This is a genomic window from Kribbella lupini (genome assembly GCF_039529595.1).
Lineage (GTDB): Bacteria > Actinomycetota > Actinomycetes > Propionibacteriales > Kribbellaceae > Kribbella > Kribbella lupini.
The window spans coordinates 20,294-37,116 of sequence record NZ_BAAANC010000004.1; the positions used below are offsets into that span (position 1 = coordinate 20,294).

Genomic DNA, 16,823 nt, shown 5'->3' on the forward strand with positions numbered 1-16,823 from the left:
GAGCACCGTTCAGCCATGATTTCGGTCGTTCGACGGCTGGCCGGTGCACAAAGTCGGCCTCTTGGCTGCGGGGAGGACCGCCAGCGCGACGATTGCGGAGGTGAGCGCGAAGGCTGTGGGGTAGCCGGTGCCGGCTACGACGAAGCCGAAGAGGATGGCGCCGGCGCCCCAGCCGCCGTCGTACGCGAGGTTCCAGAGGGCGCTGACCTGGCCGTAGCGGGAGCGGGGTGAGCGGTCGTACATGATCGCGAGGGTCAGGTTCTGGGCTGCGCCGAAGCCGGTGCCGAAGAGTGCTGCTCCTGCGAGCACTGCTGCCGGCGTACCGACGAATGCTAGGGCTCCTGCTCCTGCGGCCGCCAGGACGAGGGCCGGTACTAGCAGGCGGCGCGGGCCGATGCGGTCGCCGAACCAGCCTGCGAGCCAGCGGGCGGCGGGCGCGGCCACGGCCTGGATCAGCAGGGCGGTCGCGATCAGGGTGTGGTTGTGCGAGGCCAGCGGGAGGAAGGTGACGCTGATGCCTGCGGCAAGGGTTACCGCGGCGAAGACTCCGGCCGGCATCAGCAGGCCGCTGCCCCGGAGACCGCCGAGCACCTTCACGTGGTGCTCGTCGTCGGTCGCACGCGCCGGCCCACCAGGCAGTACGGCGAGCCCGGCGAGCGAGCAGACCGCGGCCAGCACGAACAAGGTCTCGAAGCCGACCACGCCGGTCAGGTAGACGCCGAGCGGCAGACCGAGTGCGGCCGGGAGGCCCACCACCACGCCGTACACGCCAAGTGCTTCGCCGCGGCGGCCGGGCGGAGTGAGCTCGGCGACCAGCGCGACGGCGCCGACGACCATGATCGCCAGACCGGCGCCGCGGATCACGCAGACGGCCAGGACCAGCGGCAGCGACGAGGTGAGGATCAGCAGCAGGCTCGGCGCTCCGAGCAGGACCAGCCCGATCGCCAGCGTCGCGCGGTAGCCGAGGCGGCGCAGCGTCGCCGGTACGACGAGTTCGACGGCGACCGCGGCGAACATCATCGCGCCGGTCGACAGGCCGGCGCCGATCCCGCCGGACCCCGACGCCGCCAGGTAGAGCGGGACGACCGAGGTCAGCAGGTACATGCTCAGGCCGGAGCCGAAGGTCACCAGCAGCAGCCGCACGAACTGCGCGGTGACGAGGCGGTCGGGCCGCGGCGCGACGGTGGGTTCACAAGCGAGGCTGGTCATACGACCACGCTAGGAACGAACCGGTCTCGCAGACAGATCCAGTTGGCCGACCGAGTAGAGGACCAGTTGGTCAGAGCTGGTCGCGGATCAGCGCGGCCAACCGGTCCAGGGCCGGCTCGATCTCGGCCGGGGTAACCGAACTGCAGGACAGCCGCAGCGCGCGGATCGGAGCGTCGCCGTCGTAGAAGTGGCCCATCGGCGTCCACAGCACGCCGTACTCCTGCGCCGATTTCGCCAGCAGCGCGTCGTCGACCACGAACGGGACCGTGACGACCAGGAAGAAGCCGCCGGACGGGACGTTCCAGGTGACCTCGCCGTCAGGAAATCGAGCAGCGAGGCCCTCGGTCAGCGCGCGGAGGTTCGCGGCGTACGTCGAACGCTCGCGCTGGTTCGCCGCGACCAGGCTGCAGTCGTGCTGGAGCAGCTTGCCACCGATCATCGCCTGACCGATCGCGGAGGTGTTGACGGTGACCATGCTCTTGATCTTCGACAGCTCGTCGGCGAGCAGGCTGGTCGTGCCGTCCGGGTGCGCGACGAGTTGGTCGGCGACGACGTACCCGACGCGGGCGCCGGGCAGCGCGGTCTTGGCGAACGAGCCGAGGTAGATCACCCGCCGGTCGGTGTCGAGCGCCTTCAGCGTCGGCACGCGATCGACGCCTTCGGCGGGGAACAGCCCGTACGGGTTGTCCTCGAGCAGCAGCAGGTCCTGCTCGGCCGCGACGTCGAGCAGTCGTTGCCGCGTCTCCAGGTCGAGGCTCAGCCCGGACGGGTTCGCGAAGTCCGGCATCACGTAGCACGCCCGCGGTCGCAGCCCGTCGGCCCTGGCGGCCTTGACCACGGCAACCAGGTCCTCCAGGTCGATCCCATCGTTGCCTCCGGCAACCGGTAGGACCGGCAGGTCGAGCAGGCGGGCCGCGCCGGTGATGCCGACGTACGCCGGTTCGACCGCGAGCAGCACGTCGCCGGAATCCTTGCGCAGGGCCCTCAGCGCGAGCACCATCGCCTCCTGGCAGCCGACCGTGACCACGAGCGCCTCGGGGTCGACGGTGACGCCTTCGTCGGCGAGCAGGTTCCGCGCGACCAGGCGGTGCACGATGCCCTTGGTCCGGCCGTACTGGAAGACGGTCCGGCGCACCGCCGCTTCGTCGTACCCGAGCTCGTCGCGCAGGTACTCGCAGAAGGTGTCGAGGTAGGAGTGCAGGTCCTCGATCGCGTAGAACTCCTCCGCGGGGCGGCCGGCGGCGAGCGAGATCGCGTCCGGGTAGTGCTGTGCGACCTCGTTGAGGAAGTTCATCGAGTTCAGCGCCTTGTCGGTGAGGGCGCCGTGCAGGTCCGCGACGTCGAGGTCAGCCATCGTTCCTCCAACTCAGTTCCTTGACGGCCGCGAGGTCCGCGCAGCCGGCCAGCAGCATCGCGTCGGTCAGCTCGGTCCTCAGCAGTCCTAACGCCTCGTCGCAGGCATCGACGGCCAAGGCCCACAGCAACGGTCGTCCGACCAGTACGCCGCTCGCGCCGACGGCGAGTGCCTTGAGCACGTCGGTACCGCTCCGGATGCCGGAGTCCATCAGCACGTCGATCTCGTTGCCCACCGCATCGACCACGCCCGGCAACGCGTCGATCGAGGCGATGGCGCCGTCCAGCTGACGCCCGCCGTGGTTGGACACCACCACCGCACTCGCGCCGACGTCCACCGCCCGCTTCGCGTCTCGCGGGTCCAGGATCCCCTTCACCACCAGGGGAAACTCGGTTCTGTTCTTCAGCCACTCCAGGTCTTCCCAGGACACCGTCGGCGAGAACGCGGACGCCGTGTGCGCCGCTACTGCCGACAGCCCCGGCACTGCGGCATGCGCTTCTCGCGTGGTCTCGAGGTTCGCCGCCACGACGTCATCGGGCAGCGCGAACCCGTTCCGTACGTCGCGCAACCGGCGGCCCATCACCGGCACGTCCACCGTCACCACCAACGCCGAACATCCGGCCGCCCGATCGACGAGCGCTTCGACCTGCCGCCGGTCCCGCAACCAGTACAGCTGGAACCAGCACTCCCCCGGGATCTTCTCCAACGGATAGCTGCTCAAGGTCGAGACCACGTACGGCACACCCGCTGCGGCTGCAGCCCGAGCCAGCTCCAGCTCGCCTTCGGGATGCACCAACCGCTGGTAGGCCATCGGCGCTACCGCAACCGGCATCGCCGCCGCCGTCCCCACCAGCCGGCTCGCCGGATCAGCGCGCTCGGCTCCAGCCATCACCCGAGGGGTGATCCGGACCCGATCAAGCGCAGACCGATTGGCCCGCAAGGTCAGCTCGGCACCGCTCCCACCAGAGATGAAGTCGCTGACCGCCCCAGAAAGCACTCCGGTGGCGAGCGCCTCGTACTCGGCCAGACACGCCGCCCGCACAGGCTCCATCACCGCCGCAGCCGTCGGCCCCACCGGGCTGCCCACCTGGAGTTGGGCAGGGAAGGGGCGGGGCACGCCGTCGGGGGCGGAGGTGGGAGCCCGGTCGGAAACGGAAGTGGGCGGGGGGTCGGAGGCGGGCGCGAGCGCGGAGGCGGGCGCGGGCGCAGCGTCGAGCGCGGAGGCGGGCGCGGGCGCAGCGTCGAGCGCGGAGGCGGGCGCGGGCGCAACGTCGAGCGCGAAGGCGGGCGCGGGCGCAGCGTCGAGCTCGGAGGCGGGGGTGCGCGGCGCGACCGGCGCGTCGGCGCGCGGAGCGCGCTCGGCTTCGGGGGCGACCGGCTCAATCCCCACTGAAGATCTCCCTCAGCCACGTCGCCGCCTCGGCGATTGCTCGGCGGCCGCCGTCGAGCGTGCCTGCCATCGCGAAGAAGCCGTGGACCATGCCGTCGTACCGGGTCAACGTGGTCGGGACTCCCGCGGCGTACAGCTTCTCGGCGTAGAACTCGCCCTCGTCGCGCAGCGGGTCGTACTCGGCGGTGATCACCAAGGCCGGTGGGAGGCCGGCGTGGGACTCGGCGAGCAGCGGGGATGCCAGTGGGTCGCGGCCCTGGGCGGGGTCGGTGAGGTAGTGCTTCCAGTACCAGTTGACCGACGTTTGGTTGAAGAGGTGCGGATCGACGCCGGCACGCATCGACGGGGTGTCCGAGCCGTACAGCGTGTTGGGGTAGACCAGGAGCTGCCCGGCGAGCGCGGGACCGTTGTCTCGGGCAAGCAAAGTGGTGGCCGCGGTGAGGTTGCCGCCGGCGCTGTCTCCGCCGACGACGATCCGTTCGGGGTCGACGAACGGGGCTTTGGCGATCCAGGCCGTTGCGCGGTGGCAATCATGGACGGCCGTCGGGAACGGGTGCTCGGGCGCCAGGTGGTAGCCGACGGTGATGACCTGGCAGCCGGCGGCGTTGACGAGCCGGCGGCAGATGCCGTCGGCGGTCTCGATGCTGCCGAGCGTCCAGCCGCCGCCGAAGAAGTAGACGAGCGTCGGCATCGGGCCGTCGCCCTCCGGGCGGTAGATCCGCAGCGGCAGACCGAGTTCGTCGACGAACGCGTCCTCGACGGAGTGCACGTGCTCGACCTCGCCGCCGGCGGCCTGGATGGACGCGAGGTCCGCGGCGCGCGCCTCGGCGAGGGTCTGGGTGTAGAGCTGCGGTACGCCGTCCGCCGCGCGCTGAGCACGCATCGCTTCCACCTGCGGGTCAAGGGGCATCGCACACCTCCACTGGCATCGACTCGTACCCCCGAAGGAACTGCTGCGGGTACCGCACCGGCGCCCGCGCCGCCCGGAGCCCCGGCAGCCGCTCCATCAACAACGGAAACGCCAACTGCGCCTCAGCCCGGGCGAGCGCGGCACCCAGGCAGAAGTGTGGTCCCGCTCCGAAACTCAGAGGTCGCGCACCCGTGGGGATGGGGGGTGAGGCGGCGCGCCCCCGATCCGCGTCGCCTCCGGCGCCGCGTGCAACACCCACGGCCGCTCTGCGTTCCGCGGTGTGGGTCTTCGGATCCGGCAAGAAGCGGGCCGGTTCGAAGCGGTCGGCGTCCGAGAAGCTCTCCGGGTCCCGGTTGGCGGCCCCGAGCATCACCAGGACCACCTCCTTCGGCGGGATCGTCGTCCCGGCGACCTCGATCACGTCCTCGGCGTACCGAGCCACGAACTGCACCGGCGACTCGTACCGGAGCACTTCCTCGACGAACGGCTCCACCGGGCACGAGCGCAGCTCCGGATGGGCCAGCAGTAGCGACAAGCCGTTGCCCAGCAGGTGGATCGTCGTCACGAAGCTGGCGTTGAACAGGACCAGCAGGTTGCACACCAGCTCCTCGTCCGACACATCGGAGTCCTCGGCAACCAACCGGCTGATCAGATCGTCCGCAGGCTCAGCACGCCGTACGGCGATCAACCGCCGGTAGTAGTTGCTCAGCTCAACCGTCGCCTCGTCCGCCCGCCGCAGGACCTCCGCGGTCTTGCCCGTCACGTCCAGGAACTCGTTGATCCGCTGCACCCGCGGCCGGAACCAGACCAGGTCCTCCGCGGGAATCCCGAGCAACGCCGCGACCACCGAGCTCGGCAGCAGATAGGCGAACTCCGCCATGAAGTCCACCTCCCCCTCCGCCGCGAGCCGGGCTTCCAGCCCGTCGATCAGCGCCGAGATCTGCGCGACCATCGCCGGCTCCAGCTCCTGCACACGCCGTGGCGTGAACACCTGCTGGAACAGCCGCCGAGCCCGCACGTGCCGCTCGCCGTTGCTGTACATCATCGAGTTGTTGAGCGCCGCAAGCAGCGGATGCTCTCGCCAGGCCGCTCCGCCGTGCGAGTCGGTGAAGGCGTCGTCGGTGACGCGCACCCGCGGGTCCCGCAGCACCTGGTTCACCGCGTCGTACCCGGTGACCACCGCCGCGTAGGGGCCGCTGCCCCCGATGAGGGAGACGGGACCGTGCCTTCGCAGCTCGGTGTAGTACCGATAAGGGTCCTCGAGACCTTCTGCGCTGAACAGTCCTTGCAGCACCTGGGCGGCGGTGGTCATCTCAACTCACCGGACCAGCTGCAACGGGATCGAGTTCGCCATCGCCTGGTAGCCCGCCTCGTTCGGGTGGATGTGGTCGCCGGAGTCGTAGGCGGCGTTCAGCTTGCTCGGCGCGGCCGGGTCGCGGACCACCTTGTCGAAGTCGATCACCCCGTCGAAGGTGTGCGAGTTGCGCAGCCAGGAGTTGACCGCCTGCCGGTTCGCCTCCTTCTCCGCGGTCCAGCCGCCGGGCGTGGTGAAGCCCTCGTACGGCGTGATGGTGGCACCCAGGCTGCGGATCCCGCGCTCCTCCAGCTGCGCGTCGATCTGCTGCAGCGCCGCGATGATCTTGTCGGCGGAGACGCCGTCCATCCACAGGTCGTTGATCCCGAGGTGGGTGATCACCGTCTCCGGACGGGTCTGGGCCAGGACGTCCTCGTTCAGCCGGGCCAGTGCGTTCAGGCCGAGCTGCTCGAACCCGGGCGAGCCCAGGATCGGGTCGGTGCCGTCACGGGTCAGCCGGCTGCCGGACAGGCCGACGTTCAGGACGCCGGCGCTGCCGCGGCGCGGGTCGGCGGCCAGCCGCTCGGCGAGCTGGTCGGGCCAGCGGTTGTTCGCGTTCGCCGTGCTGCCGACGCCCTCCGCGATCGAGTCGCCGAGCACGACGACCGAGCCGTCGGCGTCGGAGGTCTGCACGTCGACGCCGGCCAGGAACGTCCAGCAGCACGGCCGGGTGGTCGTGTACGCCGTACCGGTGGTCTCGTCGGTCAGGTTGCCCGGCCCGTAGTAGTTCTCCTGGAACGACTGCGCGTGCCAGGTGGTCGGCCCGGTCGCGGTCGGGTAGTAGACGCTGATCACCAGCGTGGCCAGGTCCGGGACGCGCAGGTTGACCGGGTCGCTGAGCAGCTCGGCGCCCTTGTTCATCGTGGCGGTGGTCTTGCCGCCGAAGGTCAGCGTGCGCTTCGAGGCCGGGTCGAGGTCGGACATCGCCGGAGTGGCGGCGTCCGCCTTGGCAACGGTCGCGGCGCCGATCTGGACCGGCCGGTCGCCGTAGATGTTGGTGAACCGGATCCGGACCTTGTCGCCGCCGACCGACGGGCGGACGACGTACCGGGCGCTCTGGTCGGTCAGCCCGGTGGCACTGAAGCCGGCGGCCTCGGGCTTGGTGATGCCGGCCGACCAACTGCCGACCCACGTGGACCTGCCCCCCTGGACGCCGGACGACGACGTGTCGGTGCTCCGGGCCTCGGATCCGGTGAAGACCAGTGCTGATCCGGCCAGCGAGACGGCGGCGGCGAGCGCGGCCGTTCGGACGGTACTGGGAATGCGCATGGAACAACCCCCCATTGGGTTGAAGCGCGCGGGGCAAGAAATACCCGGCGCGAGTGGCGGTGTCGGCAACCTAGTTCCGGAAAGCTGTAACGTCAACGGATACTTTTAATCGGCCACTTGAATTCACCCGAAATCTGGTCGCCGGGTAATTCCCCGAGTACAGTCCTGCCCGGATCGAGAAGGGTGGGGTGCCATGTCGGTCGATCTCGTGGTGGGCGAAAACCTGGAGCATTCCGATTCCTACGTGGTGACCGCGCTCGGCCTGTTCGCCGGCTACGGCGACCGGCCCGCGATCGTCGCCGGGGACCGCCGGCTCAGCTACACCGAGCTCCGCGCTCAGGTGCTCGATCTGGCCGCGACGCTGCAGGAGCGCGGCGTCGGTCCGGGCACCGGCGTGCTGGTGCTGGCCGGGAACACCTTGGAGCTGCCCGCTCTCCAGCTGGCGCTGCACCTGGTCGGTGCGCGGAGCATGTGGATCGCGCCGATCGCCGGGCGCCGGGAGATCGAGGCGTTCGCGCGGCTGTCCAGGCCGGACGTGTTCGTGTACGACGCGACGAGCAAAGCCGTGCTGGGCGAGCGCCTGGCCGTGCAGCTCGGCGTACCGGTGCACTGCCTGGGCCCTGGCGGACTCGGGCCCGACCTGCTGCGGCCGCCGTCGGGGACCTTCACCGCCGAGTACGACGACGCCGAACCGGCCACCTGCCTGCAGACCAGCGGCACGACCGGCGAGCCGAAGCTGGTGCATCACCGGCAAGCGTTCTACGAGCAGATCCTGACGCTGGCCGCGGACTACCTGGCCGCCGGGCTGCCGGTGCTGCGGCACCTGTCGCACTCGCCGATGGCGTTCGCGAGCGGGCAGATCACCAGCTTCTTCAACCTGTTCCAAGGCGGCGTCCTGTACGTCGAGGACCAGTGGGACGCCGGCCGCGCGCTGGCCACGATCCAGCGCGAGCGGATCAACTCGACGTACGTGTCACCGCCACTGCTGTACCAGCTGCTCGACCACCCGGACCTGGCGACGACCGACGTGAGCAGCCTGTTCATGCTGAACGTCGGAGCCGGACCGGCCGCGCCGTCACGGCTGCGGCAGGCCATCGCGCGGTTCGGGCCGGTGCTACGGATCGTGTACGGGCTGAGCGAGGTCATCGTCGTCACGGCCCAGCCGGGGCTCACCGAGGACCCGGAGCACCCCGAGCGGCTGCGGTCGTCCGGTACGCCGTACGGGGACGTGCGGGTGGAGATCCGGGACGCCTCCGGCAAGGCACTGCCTGCCGGCGAGACCGGCGAGATCTACGCGACCAGCAAGCTGCGGTTCGCGGGCTACTGGGGGCGGCCGGACCTGACCGAGCGGGCCATCGTCGACGGCTGGGTCCGGACCGGCGACCTGGGCTACCTGGACGCCGACGGGTACCTGTACGTCGTCGACCGGGTGCAGGACACGATCGTCACCGGAGCGAGCAACTGGAACGTCTACTGCCGCCCGATCGAGGACCTGCTGCAGGCGCAGCCGGGGGTCCGCGCCGCGGCGGTGGTCGGCGTACCGGACGAGGAGTTCGGTGAGGTGCCGCACGCGTACGTCGTCCGGTACGCCGGCGCCGCGGTCGACGCGGCCGAGCTGCGGGCGGCGGTGCGGGACGAGTTCAACGACATGTGGGTGCCGCGGTCGATCGAGTGGCTCGACGAGCTCCCGCTGACGTCGGCCCACAAGGTCGACAAGGTCGCCCTGCGCGCCCGGCACGCGACATGAAGACGTCCCCCCGTACGGCGCTGATCAGCCTCTTCACCGCGGACATCCTGTCCGCGCTGGGCAGCAGGGTCTCGGCCGTCGCGATCCCCTGGCTCGTCCTCACGACCACCGGCAGCGCCGCGAAGATGGGCGTGATCGCCGCCGCCGAGATGCTCCCGTACGCGCTCACCGGAGTTCTCGCCGCACCGCTCGCCGACCGCTTCGGCCACCGCCGGACGTCGATCGTCGCCGACGTCGGCAGCGCCCTCGCGCTGATCGCGATCATCGTGATCCCCGGGACGACGTTCCTGCAGCTCGCCCTGCTGGTCGCCGTCGGCGGCTCGCTGCGAGGCATCGGCGACCGCGTCAAGCACGTCATGCTCCGCCCACTGGCGGAGCAGTGCGAAGTCCCCATGCTTCGCATCACCTCCCTGTACGAGGGCCTCAGCCGATCAGCCACGCTGGTAGGAGCCCCGCTGGGAGGCCTCCTGATCGCCGCCCTGGGCACCCACGGAGCCCTCTGGGCCGACGCGTTCAGCTTCCTCGCCTGCGCGGTTCTGGTGGCCACCTTGGTGCAACTGCCGGCCGAGACCACTACCGAGGAGAAGCCGTCCAGCGAGCCGTACTGGACCGCTCTGCGGGGTGGGTTCTCGTTCCTGCGCGGGGACCAGGTGCTGATCGGCATGATGCTGATGACGTTCGCGATCAACGTGTTCGGGCAGGCCAGCGCGGCTGTCTACACGCCGCTGTGGGTCGAGGAGGTCGTCGGGTCGCCGGTGGTGCTGGGGCTGCTGTTCGGTGGGTTCGCCGGTGGCGCCCTGCTCGGCAACGTCATCTTCACCGTGTATGCCGACCGCATCCCGCCGTACCGGGCGTTCGTCATCGGGGCCCTCATCGGTGGGGCGCCGCGCCTGCTGACCATGGGGCTGTCGGACACGGTCTGGCTTGTCGTGTCGGTCAGCTTCCTCTGCGGCATCGCCAACGCCTCGCTCAATCCGGTCATCGGCGCCACGCTCTTCGGGCGGGTCCCGCCGGCCCTCCAGACCCGGGTGTTCGGCGTGATCGGCGCGATGACCTTCGCCGGCATCCCGGTGGGCAGCCTGCTCGGCGGCTGGAGCGCCTCCGCGCTCGGACTGCGCCCGGCCCTCCTCCTGTCCGGCAGCCTCTTCCTGCTCGCCACCCTGATCCCCGTCGTCCAGCTCTACCGCCGGCCCGACTCCAGCCCGCAGTTCAGCGGCGGCCGCAAGCCCGAGGAGGAGCCCGCTTGAGCGCGCTCCCCGACCCCAGGCCGGGAGGCCCGATGACCGAGGACACCGACCCCTACTGCCTCCGCCCCGGCGAGAGCGCCGAGCTTCTCGCCGACCACCCCTGGCGCCGCTTCGTCGTACTGGGTGACAGCGTCGCCGAAGGCCTCTGCGAGCCCCTCGAGGGTTACAGCGACCTCCAGTGGGCGGACCGCCTCGCCGCCGAGCTCACCGCGGCAGCGCCCGAGCTGAAGTACCTCAACCTCGGCGTCAGCGGCCTCCGCGCCCACGAGATCCGTCAGACCCAACTGGACGCGGCGCTGGCCTTCCAGCCCGACCTGGCGCTCGTGGTCGGCGGCGGCAACGACGCCTTCAGCGCCCGGTACGACGCCGACCGCGTGGACGCCGAACTGACAGCCATGATCACCGCCCTCCAGGCAGCAGGAGCCGACGTCGTCACGCTCGGCATGTTCGACGTCTCGGCCAGCCCGGCGATTCAGAGCTGGCTCCGCCCGGGCCTGCACCAGCGCATGCGGCTGCTGTCCGAGCGCACCCGCGCACTGGCCGAGTCGCACGGCACGATCCACGTGCACCTGACCACGCACCCGCTGTCCACCGACCCCGGGTTGTATTCCAGCGACGGACGGCACGGAAATGCACGCAGCGACGCCGTCGCGGCGGCCGAGACAATTCGCATTCTGGGCGCGCGAAAGCGTCAATTGAAGAAATCCACAAATATCCCGCAGAGAGGCCGCTGAATGACGACGCTCGGACTGCTCGAATTCTGGGCGATGACCGATCTGGTCACCCCGATGGCTTTACGGACCGTCGCGACCCTGCGCATTGCCGACCACCTCGCGGAAGGACCGCTCGACCTCAAGGACCTGGCCCTCGCCACGCACGCCGACGCCGACGCCCTCGGCCGCGTCCTGCGCTACCTGGCGGCCCGCGGCGTGTTCGAGGCTCTCGAAGACGACCGCTTCGCGCTCGGCGAGACCGCGCGCTGGCTGCTCGACGACGACCCGAGCGCCGCCCGCCGCTGGCTCGACCAGACCGGGTACGGCGCGACGATGGACCGAGCGCACCTGGACCTGCTCGACGTCGTACGGCGTGGCGGACCCCAGATCGCGGCCAACAAGACCAGCCTCGACGCGGCAGCCGCCGCGTCGTACGACCAGCTGATGGAGGCCAACACCCGCAACGAGGCCGTGCTGCTGGTCCGCGCGATCGGCTGGAGCCGGTTCGAGCACCTGGTCGACGTCGGCGGCGGCACCGGCGTCCAGCTGGCGGCGATCCTGGCGGCCACCCCGCAGATGCGCGGCACGCTCGTCGAGCTGCCGACCAGCGTCGACAGCGCCCGGCAGCGGTTCGAGCAGGCCGGACTGACCGGCCGCTGCGACATCCTCGCCGGCAACGTGCTGGAGCTGGAGCTGCCGAGCGCCGACGCGTTCCTGCTCCGGATGCTGCTGCACTCGTTCGAGGACGACCAGGCGGTCGACGTGCTGACCCGGTGCCGCCGGGCGCTGCGTCCCGGCGGCTCGGTCTTCGTCGCCGAGGCGGCCGACACCCATCAGGCGGCCTTCACCGCGATGGACCTGATCGTCCTGGTGCTCGGACACGGCCGCGAGCGCACGCTCGCCCAGTACGACGAACTGGCCGCCGCGGCCGGCCTGCGCCGCGCCGGCATCCACACCCCACCGGCGGGACCACGCGCCCTCGAGTACACCGCCTGACCACGTCATTCGACCAGCAGCGGGCCGGTCACGTGCACGGCCCGCTTCAGGTTCAGGACCTCGCCGTGCTCGTGCGAGCCGACCCGGAGGAAGCACCCGGCCGCCTGCCGCCCGAACGTGTACTGACCGACCGAGTACGGCACCTCGGCCTGCAGCTGCTCGCCGGTCTCCACGTGGACGAAGTCCATCGTCAGCCGGTCCGGCCGCACGTAGTCCTGCAGCAGGAACGACCCGTTCCCGGCGACAGCCTCCGCCAGCCCGGCCCGCCACTCGTCGACCGGGCACTCGTGCCCGACCAGTACGCCGGAGCCGCCGTACTCGTCCGCCGGCTTGAGCACGAGCTCGGTCTGCCGCTCGGTCGCGGCCTCGACCAGCTCGGGCGTCATCACCCGGCTCCACGGGACGTGTCGCCGGACCAACTCCTGGTCGTCGGCGCTCATCAGCTCGAGGTCGTCCCACAGCCAGGCCAGCAGCAGCTTGTTCGCGAGCAGCCAGCCCGCCGACGAGGTGAACAGCCGCGACTGTCCGGACGCGACCGCGGCCTTCAGCGCCGCCTGCCCCTCGTTCTGCGGCATGTCCGTGCAGACGAAGAGCCGGAACACCGACTCCACCAACCGGCCCTGGTTGACCAGCCGGCCTTCCGAGTCGCTCGACAGCCAGTGCACGGGTGCCACGTCGACGTCGAGCCCGAACGCCTTGCCGCGCTCGATGAACGGGTCGAGCAGCTTGAGGATCGCCGGGATGTTGTCGCTGCCCGGGTACTCCCCCTCGGTCCGCAGCACCATCGTCAGCCGGCTCCCGGGCTCCAGCCCGAGCAGGTCGACGATCGCGCGGTAGCGCTGGTCGACCGGCGACGGCGGTGCGTCCACCGGGATCAGCGAGTCGAGCCCGTGCGACCGGAACATCTCCAGGAAACGCGTCGACACTCCCTCGGTGTCCCAGACGCACCCGACCTCGCTCCCGATGTTGAACTCGACGAACTTCGGGATCCCCCCACTGATCAGTACGTCGGGCCGCCCGGACTGCAGCAGGTGCTCGCCGAGCACCTCGTCGTCGTCCAGGTACTCGATCAGCCCGTCCGGTGTCCCGAGCAACTTCCGCAGCTCACCGGCAGTCGTTGCCCGGCGCAACGCGGTCTCCAGGACGAGTCCGAGCAGCCGGTCCATGACGCGCCCCAGCTCGTCGTACCGGGCGCGGTCGATCAGGACCGGGCGCAGCGGCCGCCAGGACCGGTTGAAGGTGAGCACCCGGTCGAAGACCCGCTTCCAGTCCTCGTGGCCGGCGGCGATCACCTTCTCCCGGGACGACTCCGGCACCTTCTCCCAGGCGTCGAAGGGCTCGGCCCGCCAGTCGTAGCTCAGGTCCATCGCTTCAGCTCCGTTTCGTCCACGAGCAGCAGACCACCGGTCAGCGCGCCCTGGGTGAGGTTCACGACGCCGCCGGCTCCGGGCGGCGAGAAGCGGGTGAAGACACCCGCGGGGATCCGGTCGAACAGGTACGTCGAGACGCAGTACGAGACCTCGGCCTCGACGACGTCACCGGTCGACGGCTGGAGGAACTGCATGGTCAGCGGGTCCGCCTCGATCAGTTCCTGGAGGATGTGCGGCCCGGCGGCCGCGTCGAGCGCGGCCACCCAGTCCTCGTCCGAGGTCAGCGGGCCGATGAACACGCCGTGCCCGCCGTAGTCGTCGGTCGGCTTGAGCACGAGCCGTTCCCGGTCGTCGATCGCCCGCTGCCGCAGCTCGGGCCCGTACACCCACGTCCGCGGGATGTGCGCCCGGATCACCTCGGCGTCCTCGTCCGGCAGGTCGTCGACGTCGTCCCACAGCCAGGCGAAGATCGTCTTGTTGCTCAGCAGCCAGACCGCGCTCGGCAGGTACGTCCGGAACGTCCCGGCCTCGTGCGCGGCCCGGACGGCGTCCATCCCCGGGCTGTCGCTCACGTAGGTCGGGACGTACATCCGCCAGACCGCGTCCAGCGTCCGCTCACCGGCAAGGAGCCGTCCCTCGCCGTCTTGCACGAGCCACTCGATCGGATAGACGATGAGATCGACCCCGAGCTCACGGCCCCGGTCGGCGAAGGGCTGCAGCCGGTTGATCATGTAGTTCGGCCGGTCCGCGCCCGGGTAGCCGCCGCCCGCGGTGAACAGCATCGCCGTCACCTTGCCCGGCCCGACGTCGGCCCGGATCGCGTCGAAGCGCGCGTCGACCGCCGACGGCGGCGCGGCCGCCTTGAGGTCGCGGAACATCGGCTCCTCGACGTACACGTCCATCCACCGCTTGATCACGCCGTCCGCGTCCAGCACCCCGCCGAGCGCGCTCTCCACGTTGCACTCGACCATCCGCGGGACGCCGCGTTCGAGCAGCAGGTCGGAGCGGATCGCGTTGATCAGCCGCCCGGTCAGCGGTTCACTGTCGTCGAGCAACTGGATCCGGCCGTCCGGTACGCCGAGCAGCTCGCGCAGCTCCCCCGCCGTACGGGCCCGTCGCCGGCAGCACTCCAGGACGAGCCGCGACACCTGCTGGGTGACGCGGTTCATCTCGTCGTACGCCGCGTGGGTGCCGACCGGAGACCGCAGCGGGATCCAGTTCTGGTTCTGCAGCGCGACGTCGTGGTACACCTGCGCCCAGTATTTGTGGCCGTAGGCAAGCAATTTGGCCCGCACGGGCTCCGGCAGCACCGGCCACAACTCGGCGGCCGACGGTCGTTGAGTCACTGCTCCCCCTTCAGTACGGCATGAATCGCGGCGACCAGATGATCGCGTCCCGGCTGCACCGCGCGGTCGAGCGCCAGCGCGAAGGGCAGCACCGCGCCGTCCGGCCGAGTCACCCGGCGCGGCGGCGCGACCAGGTCGAAGCGCTCCGCCGCGACGGCGAGCACCTCCGCGGCGAACCCGCTGGTCCGGTTCGAGTCGTCGATCACCACCAGCCGCCGGGTCTTCGCCACCGACGCGGCGAGCCCGTCGACGTCCAGCGGGTAGACCGTCCGCGGGTCGAAGACCTCCACCTGCCCCGGCAGCTCGTCGGCAACAGCCACCGCCTCCTGCACCAGGTGGCCGAGGGCAACGACAGTCACGTCGGCGCCTTCGCGCACGACCTGCCCGACGCCCAGCGGCACCGGCTTCAGGTCGGCGTACTCGACGTCGTCCCGGATCGCCAACGCACCCGCCGGCGCGAAGAGCACCACGGGGTCGTTGTCCCGGATCGCCGACAGCAGCAGCCCGTACGCGTCGGCCGGGCACGACGGCACCACCGTCTTGACGCCCACGTGCGCGAACAGGCTGTACGGATGATCGGAGTGCTGCCCCGCCCATCCCGTGCGCGATCCCGACCCCGGGACGACGTACGTCACCGGCACCTCGCACTGCCCGCCGGTCATCAACGAGAACTTGTGTGCCTGGTTCGCGATCTGCTCGAACACCAGGAACAGCAGCGACGGGATCTGGAACTCGATCACCGGCCGCAGCCCGGCCAGCGCGGCGCCGGTCGCGAAGTTCGTGAACGCCTGCTCCGACAGCGGCGTGTCCAGCACGCGCTCCGGTCCGAACCGGTCGAACAGCCCGGCGGTCAGGTTCGAGGCCGCCACCCGGACGTCCTCGCCGAGCACGAACACCGACTCGTCGGCGGCCAGCTCGTCACCGAGCGCGCGGTTCAACGCCTTCAGGTACGACAGTTTGGGCATCAGCGCATCACCTCCGGTGAGGCGTACAAGAACTCGAGAGCGGCAGCCGGGTCAGGATGGGCGGAACCCATCGCGAACCCGGCCGCCGCATCGAGCAGGGCCTCGATCTCGGCATCCACGGCTGCCCGTTCCTCGGCAGCCAGCCGTGCGCCCTGGATCTCCACTGGGTCCCGCGACCGCCCAGTCGAGAGCTCTTCGGTACTGCGGTAGTTCAGCCGGGCCCGGTGCTCGAACGTGTGGTGCGCGTCGAACCGGTACGTCGTGCACTCCAGGAACGTCGGCCCCTTGCCCGACCGGGCCCGGCCGACCGCGGCAGTGGTTGCCGCCAGCACCTTCTCCGGATCCTGGCCGTCGATCGTGAAGGCCGGCATCCCGAACGCCCGGGCCCGGCCGGTGATGCTGCCCGCGACCGCCGACTCCACCGGCATCGTGGTGGCGTAGCCGTTGTTCTCGCAGACGAACACCACCGGGACCCGCCAGAGCGCGGCCAGGTTGAAGGCCTCCAGCAACATCCCCTCGTTCATCGCGCCGTCGCCGAAGAACGTGGCGGCCACGCGGTTCTTGCCCTGGCGCTGGTACGCCCAGGCGGCGCCGGTCGCGATCGAGCCGGCCGCGCCGACGATCGCGTTCGCGCCGAGGATGCCCAGGCCGAAGTCGGCCGCGTGCATGGAGCCGCCGCGGCCCTTGTTCAGTCCGCTCTCCCGGCCCATCAGCTCGGCCAGCATCCGGGCCGGGTCGGCGCCCTTCGCGAGCACGTGACCGTGCCCGCGATGGGTGCTGGTGATCACGTCGTCGGGGCGCAGCGCCGCGCACACGCCGGCCGCGATCGCCTCCTGCCCGACGTACGGGTGGATGCCACCGACGATCTCCCCGGACCGGACGAAGAAGATCGCCCGCTCCTCGAAGCGCCGGATCAGTCGCACGGTCCGGTAGAGGTCGACGGTGCTCGTCAT

At 70.7% G+C, this 16,823-nt stretch carries 14 protein-coding genes; 4 read left to right on the top strand and 10 right to left on the bottom strand.

Annotated features, from left to right (window positions below; translation table 11 throughout):
* Positions 1 to 9: 9 nt before the first annotated feature.
* From ABD235_RS33060 to ABD235_RS33085, 6 genes are all read right to left on the bottom strand, one after another.
* Positions 10 to 1,209 (bottom strand): MFS transporter, encoded by a 1,200-nt coding sequence (locus tag ABD235_RS33060; protein WP_344181408.1) that lies wholly within the window; start codon positions 1,207 to 1,209, stop codon positions 10 to 12.
* A 70-nt stretch (positions 1,210 to 1,279) separates the two neighbouring features.
* Positions 1,280 to 2,563 (bottom strand): aminotransferase-like domain-containing protein, encoded by a 1,284-nt coding sequence (locus ABD235_RS33065; protein WP_344181410.1) that lies wholly within the window; start codon positions 2,561 to 2,563, stop codon positions 1,280 to 1,282.
* A complete protein-coding gene (locus ABD235_RS33070; RefSeq protein WP_344181412.1) occupies positions 2,556 to 3,953 on the bottom strand; it encodes an alpha-hydroxy acid oxidase in 1,398 nt (465 codons plus the stop codon). The genes ABD235_RS33065 and ABD235_RS33070 overlap by 8 nt, the downstream gene beginning before the upstream one ends.
* Positions 3,943 to 4,836 carry an alpha/beta hydrolase gene (locus tag ABD235_RS33075; protein ID WP_344181414.1) on the bottom strand — a complete coding sequence of 298 codons (894 nt, stop codon included), beginning with the start codon at positions 4,834 to 4,836 and terminating at the stop codon, positions 3,943 to 3,945. Before ABD235_RS33075 ends, ABD235_RS33070 begins: the two co-directional genes overlap by 11 nt.
* Positions 4,837 to 4,852: 16 nt before the next feature.
* The gene (locus tag ABD235_RS33080) at positions 4,853 to 6,175 is read right to left on the bottom strand and encodes a cytochrome P450 (RefSeq protein WP_344181415.1); all 1,323 of its coding nucleotides are present in this window, start codon (positions 6,173 to 6,175) and stop codon (positions 4,853 to 4,855) included.
* 6 nt (positions 6,176 to 6,181) lie between these two features.
* Positions 6,182 to 7,486, bottom strand: a complete 1,305-nt coding sequence (locus tag ABD235_RS33085; protein WP_344181416.1) for an SGNH/GDSL hydrolase family protein — start codon at positions 7,484 to 7,486, stop codon at positions 6,182 to 6,184.
* A gap of 193 nt (positions 7,487 to 7,679) precedes the next feature.
* Between ABD235_RS33085 and ABD235_RS33090 the strand changes: the two genes are divergently transcribed.
* From ABD235_RS33090 to ABD235_RS33105, 4 genes are read left to right on the top strand one after another with little or no spacing between them, the layout of a single operon-like run.
* Positions 7,680 to 9,233: a class I adenylate-forming enzyme family protein gene (locus tag ABD235_RS33090; RefSeq protein WP_344181417.1), complete on the top strand. Its 1,554-nt coding sequence runs from the start codon at positions 7,680 to 7,682 to the stop codon at positions 9,231 to 9,233.
* A complete protein-coding gene (locus tag ABD235_RS33095) occupies positions 9,230 to 10,480 on the top strand; it encodes an MFS transporter (protein WP_344181418.1) in 1,251 nt (416 codons plus the stop codon). The genes ABD235_RS33090 and ABD235_RS33095 overlap by 4 nt, the downstream gene beginning before the upstream one ends.
* Positions 10,481 to 10,512: 32 nt before the next feature.
* A complete protein-coding gene (locus ABD235_RS33100; protein WP_344181420.1) occupies positions 10,513 to 11,214 on the top strand; it encodes an SGNH/GDSL hydrolase family protein in 702 nt (233 codons plus the stop codon).
* The gene (locus tag ABD235_RS33105; RefSeq protein ID WP_344181422.1) at positions 11,215 to 12,189 is read left to right on the top strand and encodes a methyltransferase; all 975 of its coding nucleotides are present in this window, start codon (positions 11,215 to 11,217) and stop codon (positions 12,187 to 12,189) included.
* Between the two features lie 5 nt (positions 12,190 to 12,194).
* Here the strand turns inward: ABD235_RS33105 and ABD235_RS33110 are convergent, their stop codons facing one another.
* From ABD235_RS33110 to ABD235_RS33125, 4 genes are read right to left on the bottom strand one after another with little or no spacing between them, the layout of a single operon-like run.
* On the bottom strand, positions 12,195 to 13,556 hold the full coding sequence (locus tag ABD235_RS33110; RefSeq protein ID WP_344181424.1) for a hypothetical protein: 1,362 nt from the start codon (positions 13,554 to 13,556) through the stop codon (positions 12,195 to 12,197).
* Positions 13,547 to 14,905 (bottom strand): ATP-grasp domain-containing protein, encoded by a 1,359-nt coding sequence (locus ABD235_RS33115; RefSeq protein ID WP_344181426.1) that lies wholly within the window; start codon positions 14,903 to 14,905, stop codon positions 13,547 to 13,549. Before ABD235_RS33115 ends, ABD235_RS33110 begins: the two co-directional genes overlap by 10 nt.
* On the bottom strand, positions 14,902 to 15,870 hold the full coding sequence (locus ABD235_RS33120) for an alpha-ketoacid dehydrogenase subunit beta (RefSeq protein ID WP_344181427.1): 969 nt from the start codon (positions 15,868 to 15,870) through the stop codon (positions 14,902 to 14,904). Before ABD235_RS33120 ends, ABD235_RS33115 begins: the two co-directional genes overlap by 4 nt.
* Positions 15,870 to 16,823 carry a thiamine pyrophosphate-dependent dehydrogenase E1 component subunit alpha gene (locus tag ABD235_RS33125; RefSeq protein ID WP_344181429.1) on the bottom strand — a complete coding sequence of 318 codons (954 nt, stop codon included), beginning with the start codon at positions 16,821 to 16,823 and terminating at the stop codon, positions 15,870 to 15,872. The genes ABD235_RS33120 and ABD235_RS33125 overlap by 1 nt, the downstream gene beginning before the upstream one ends.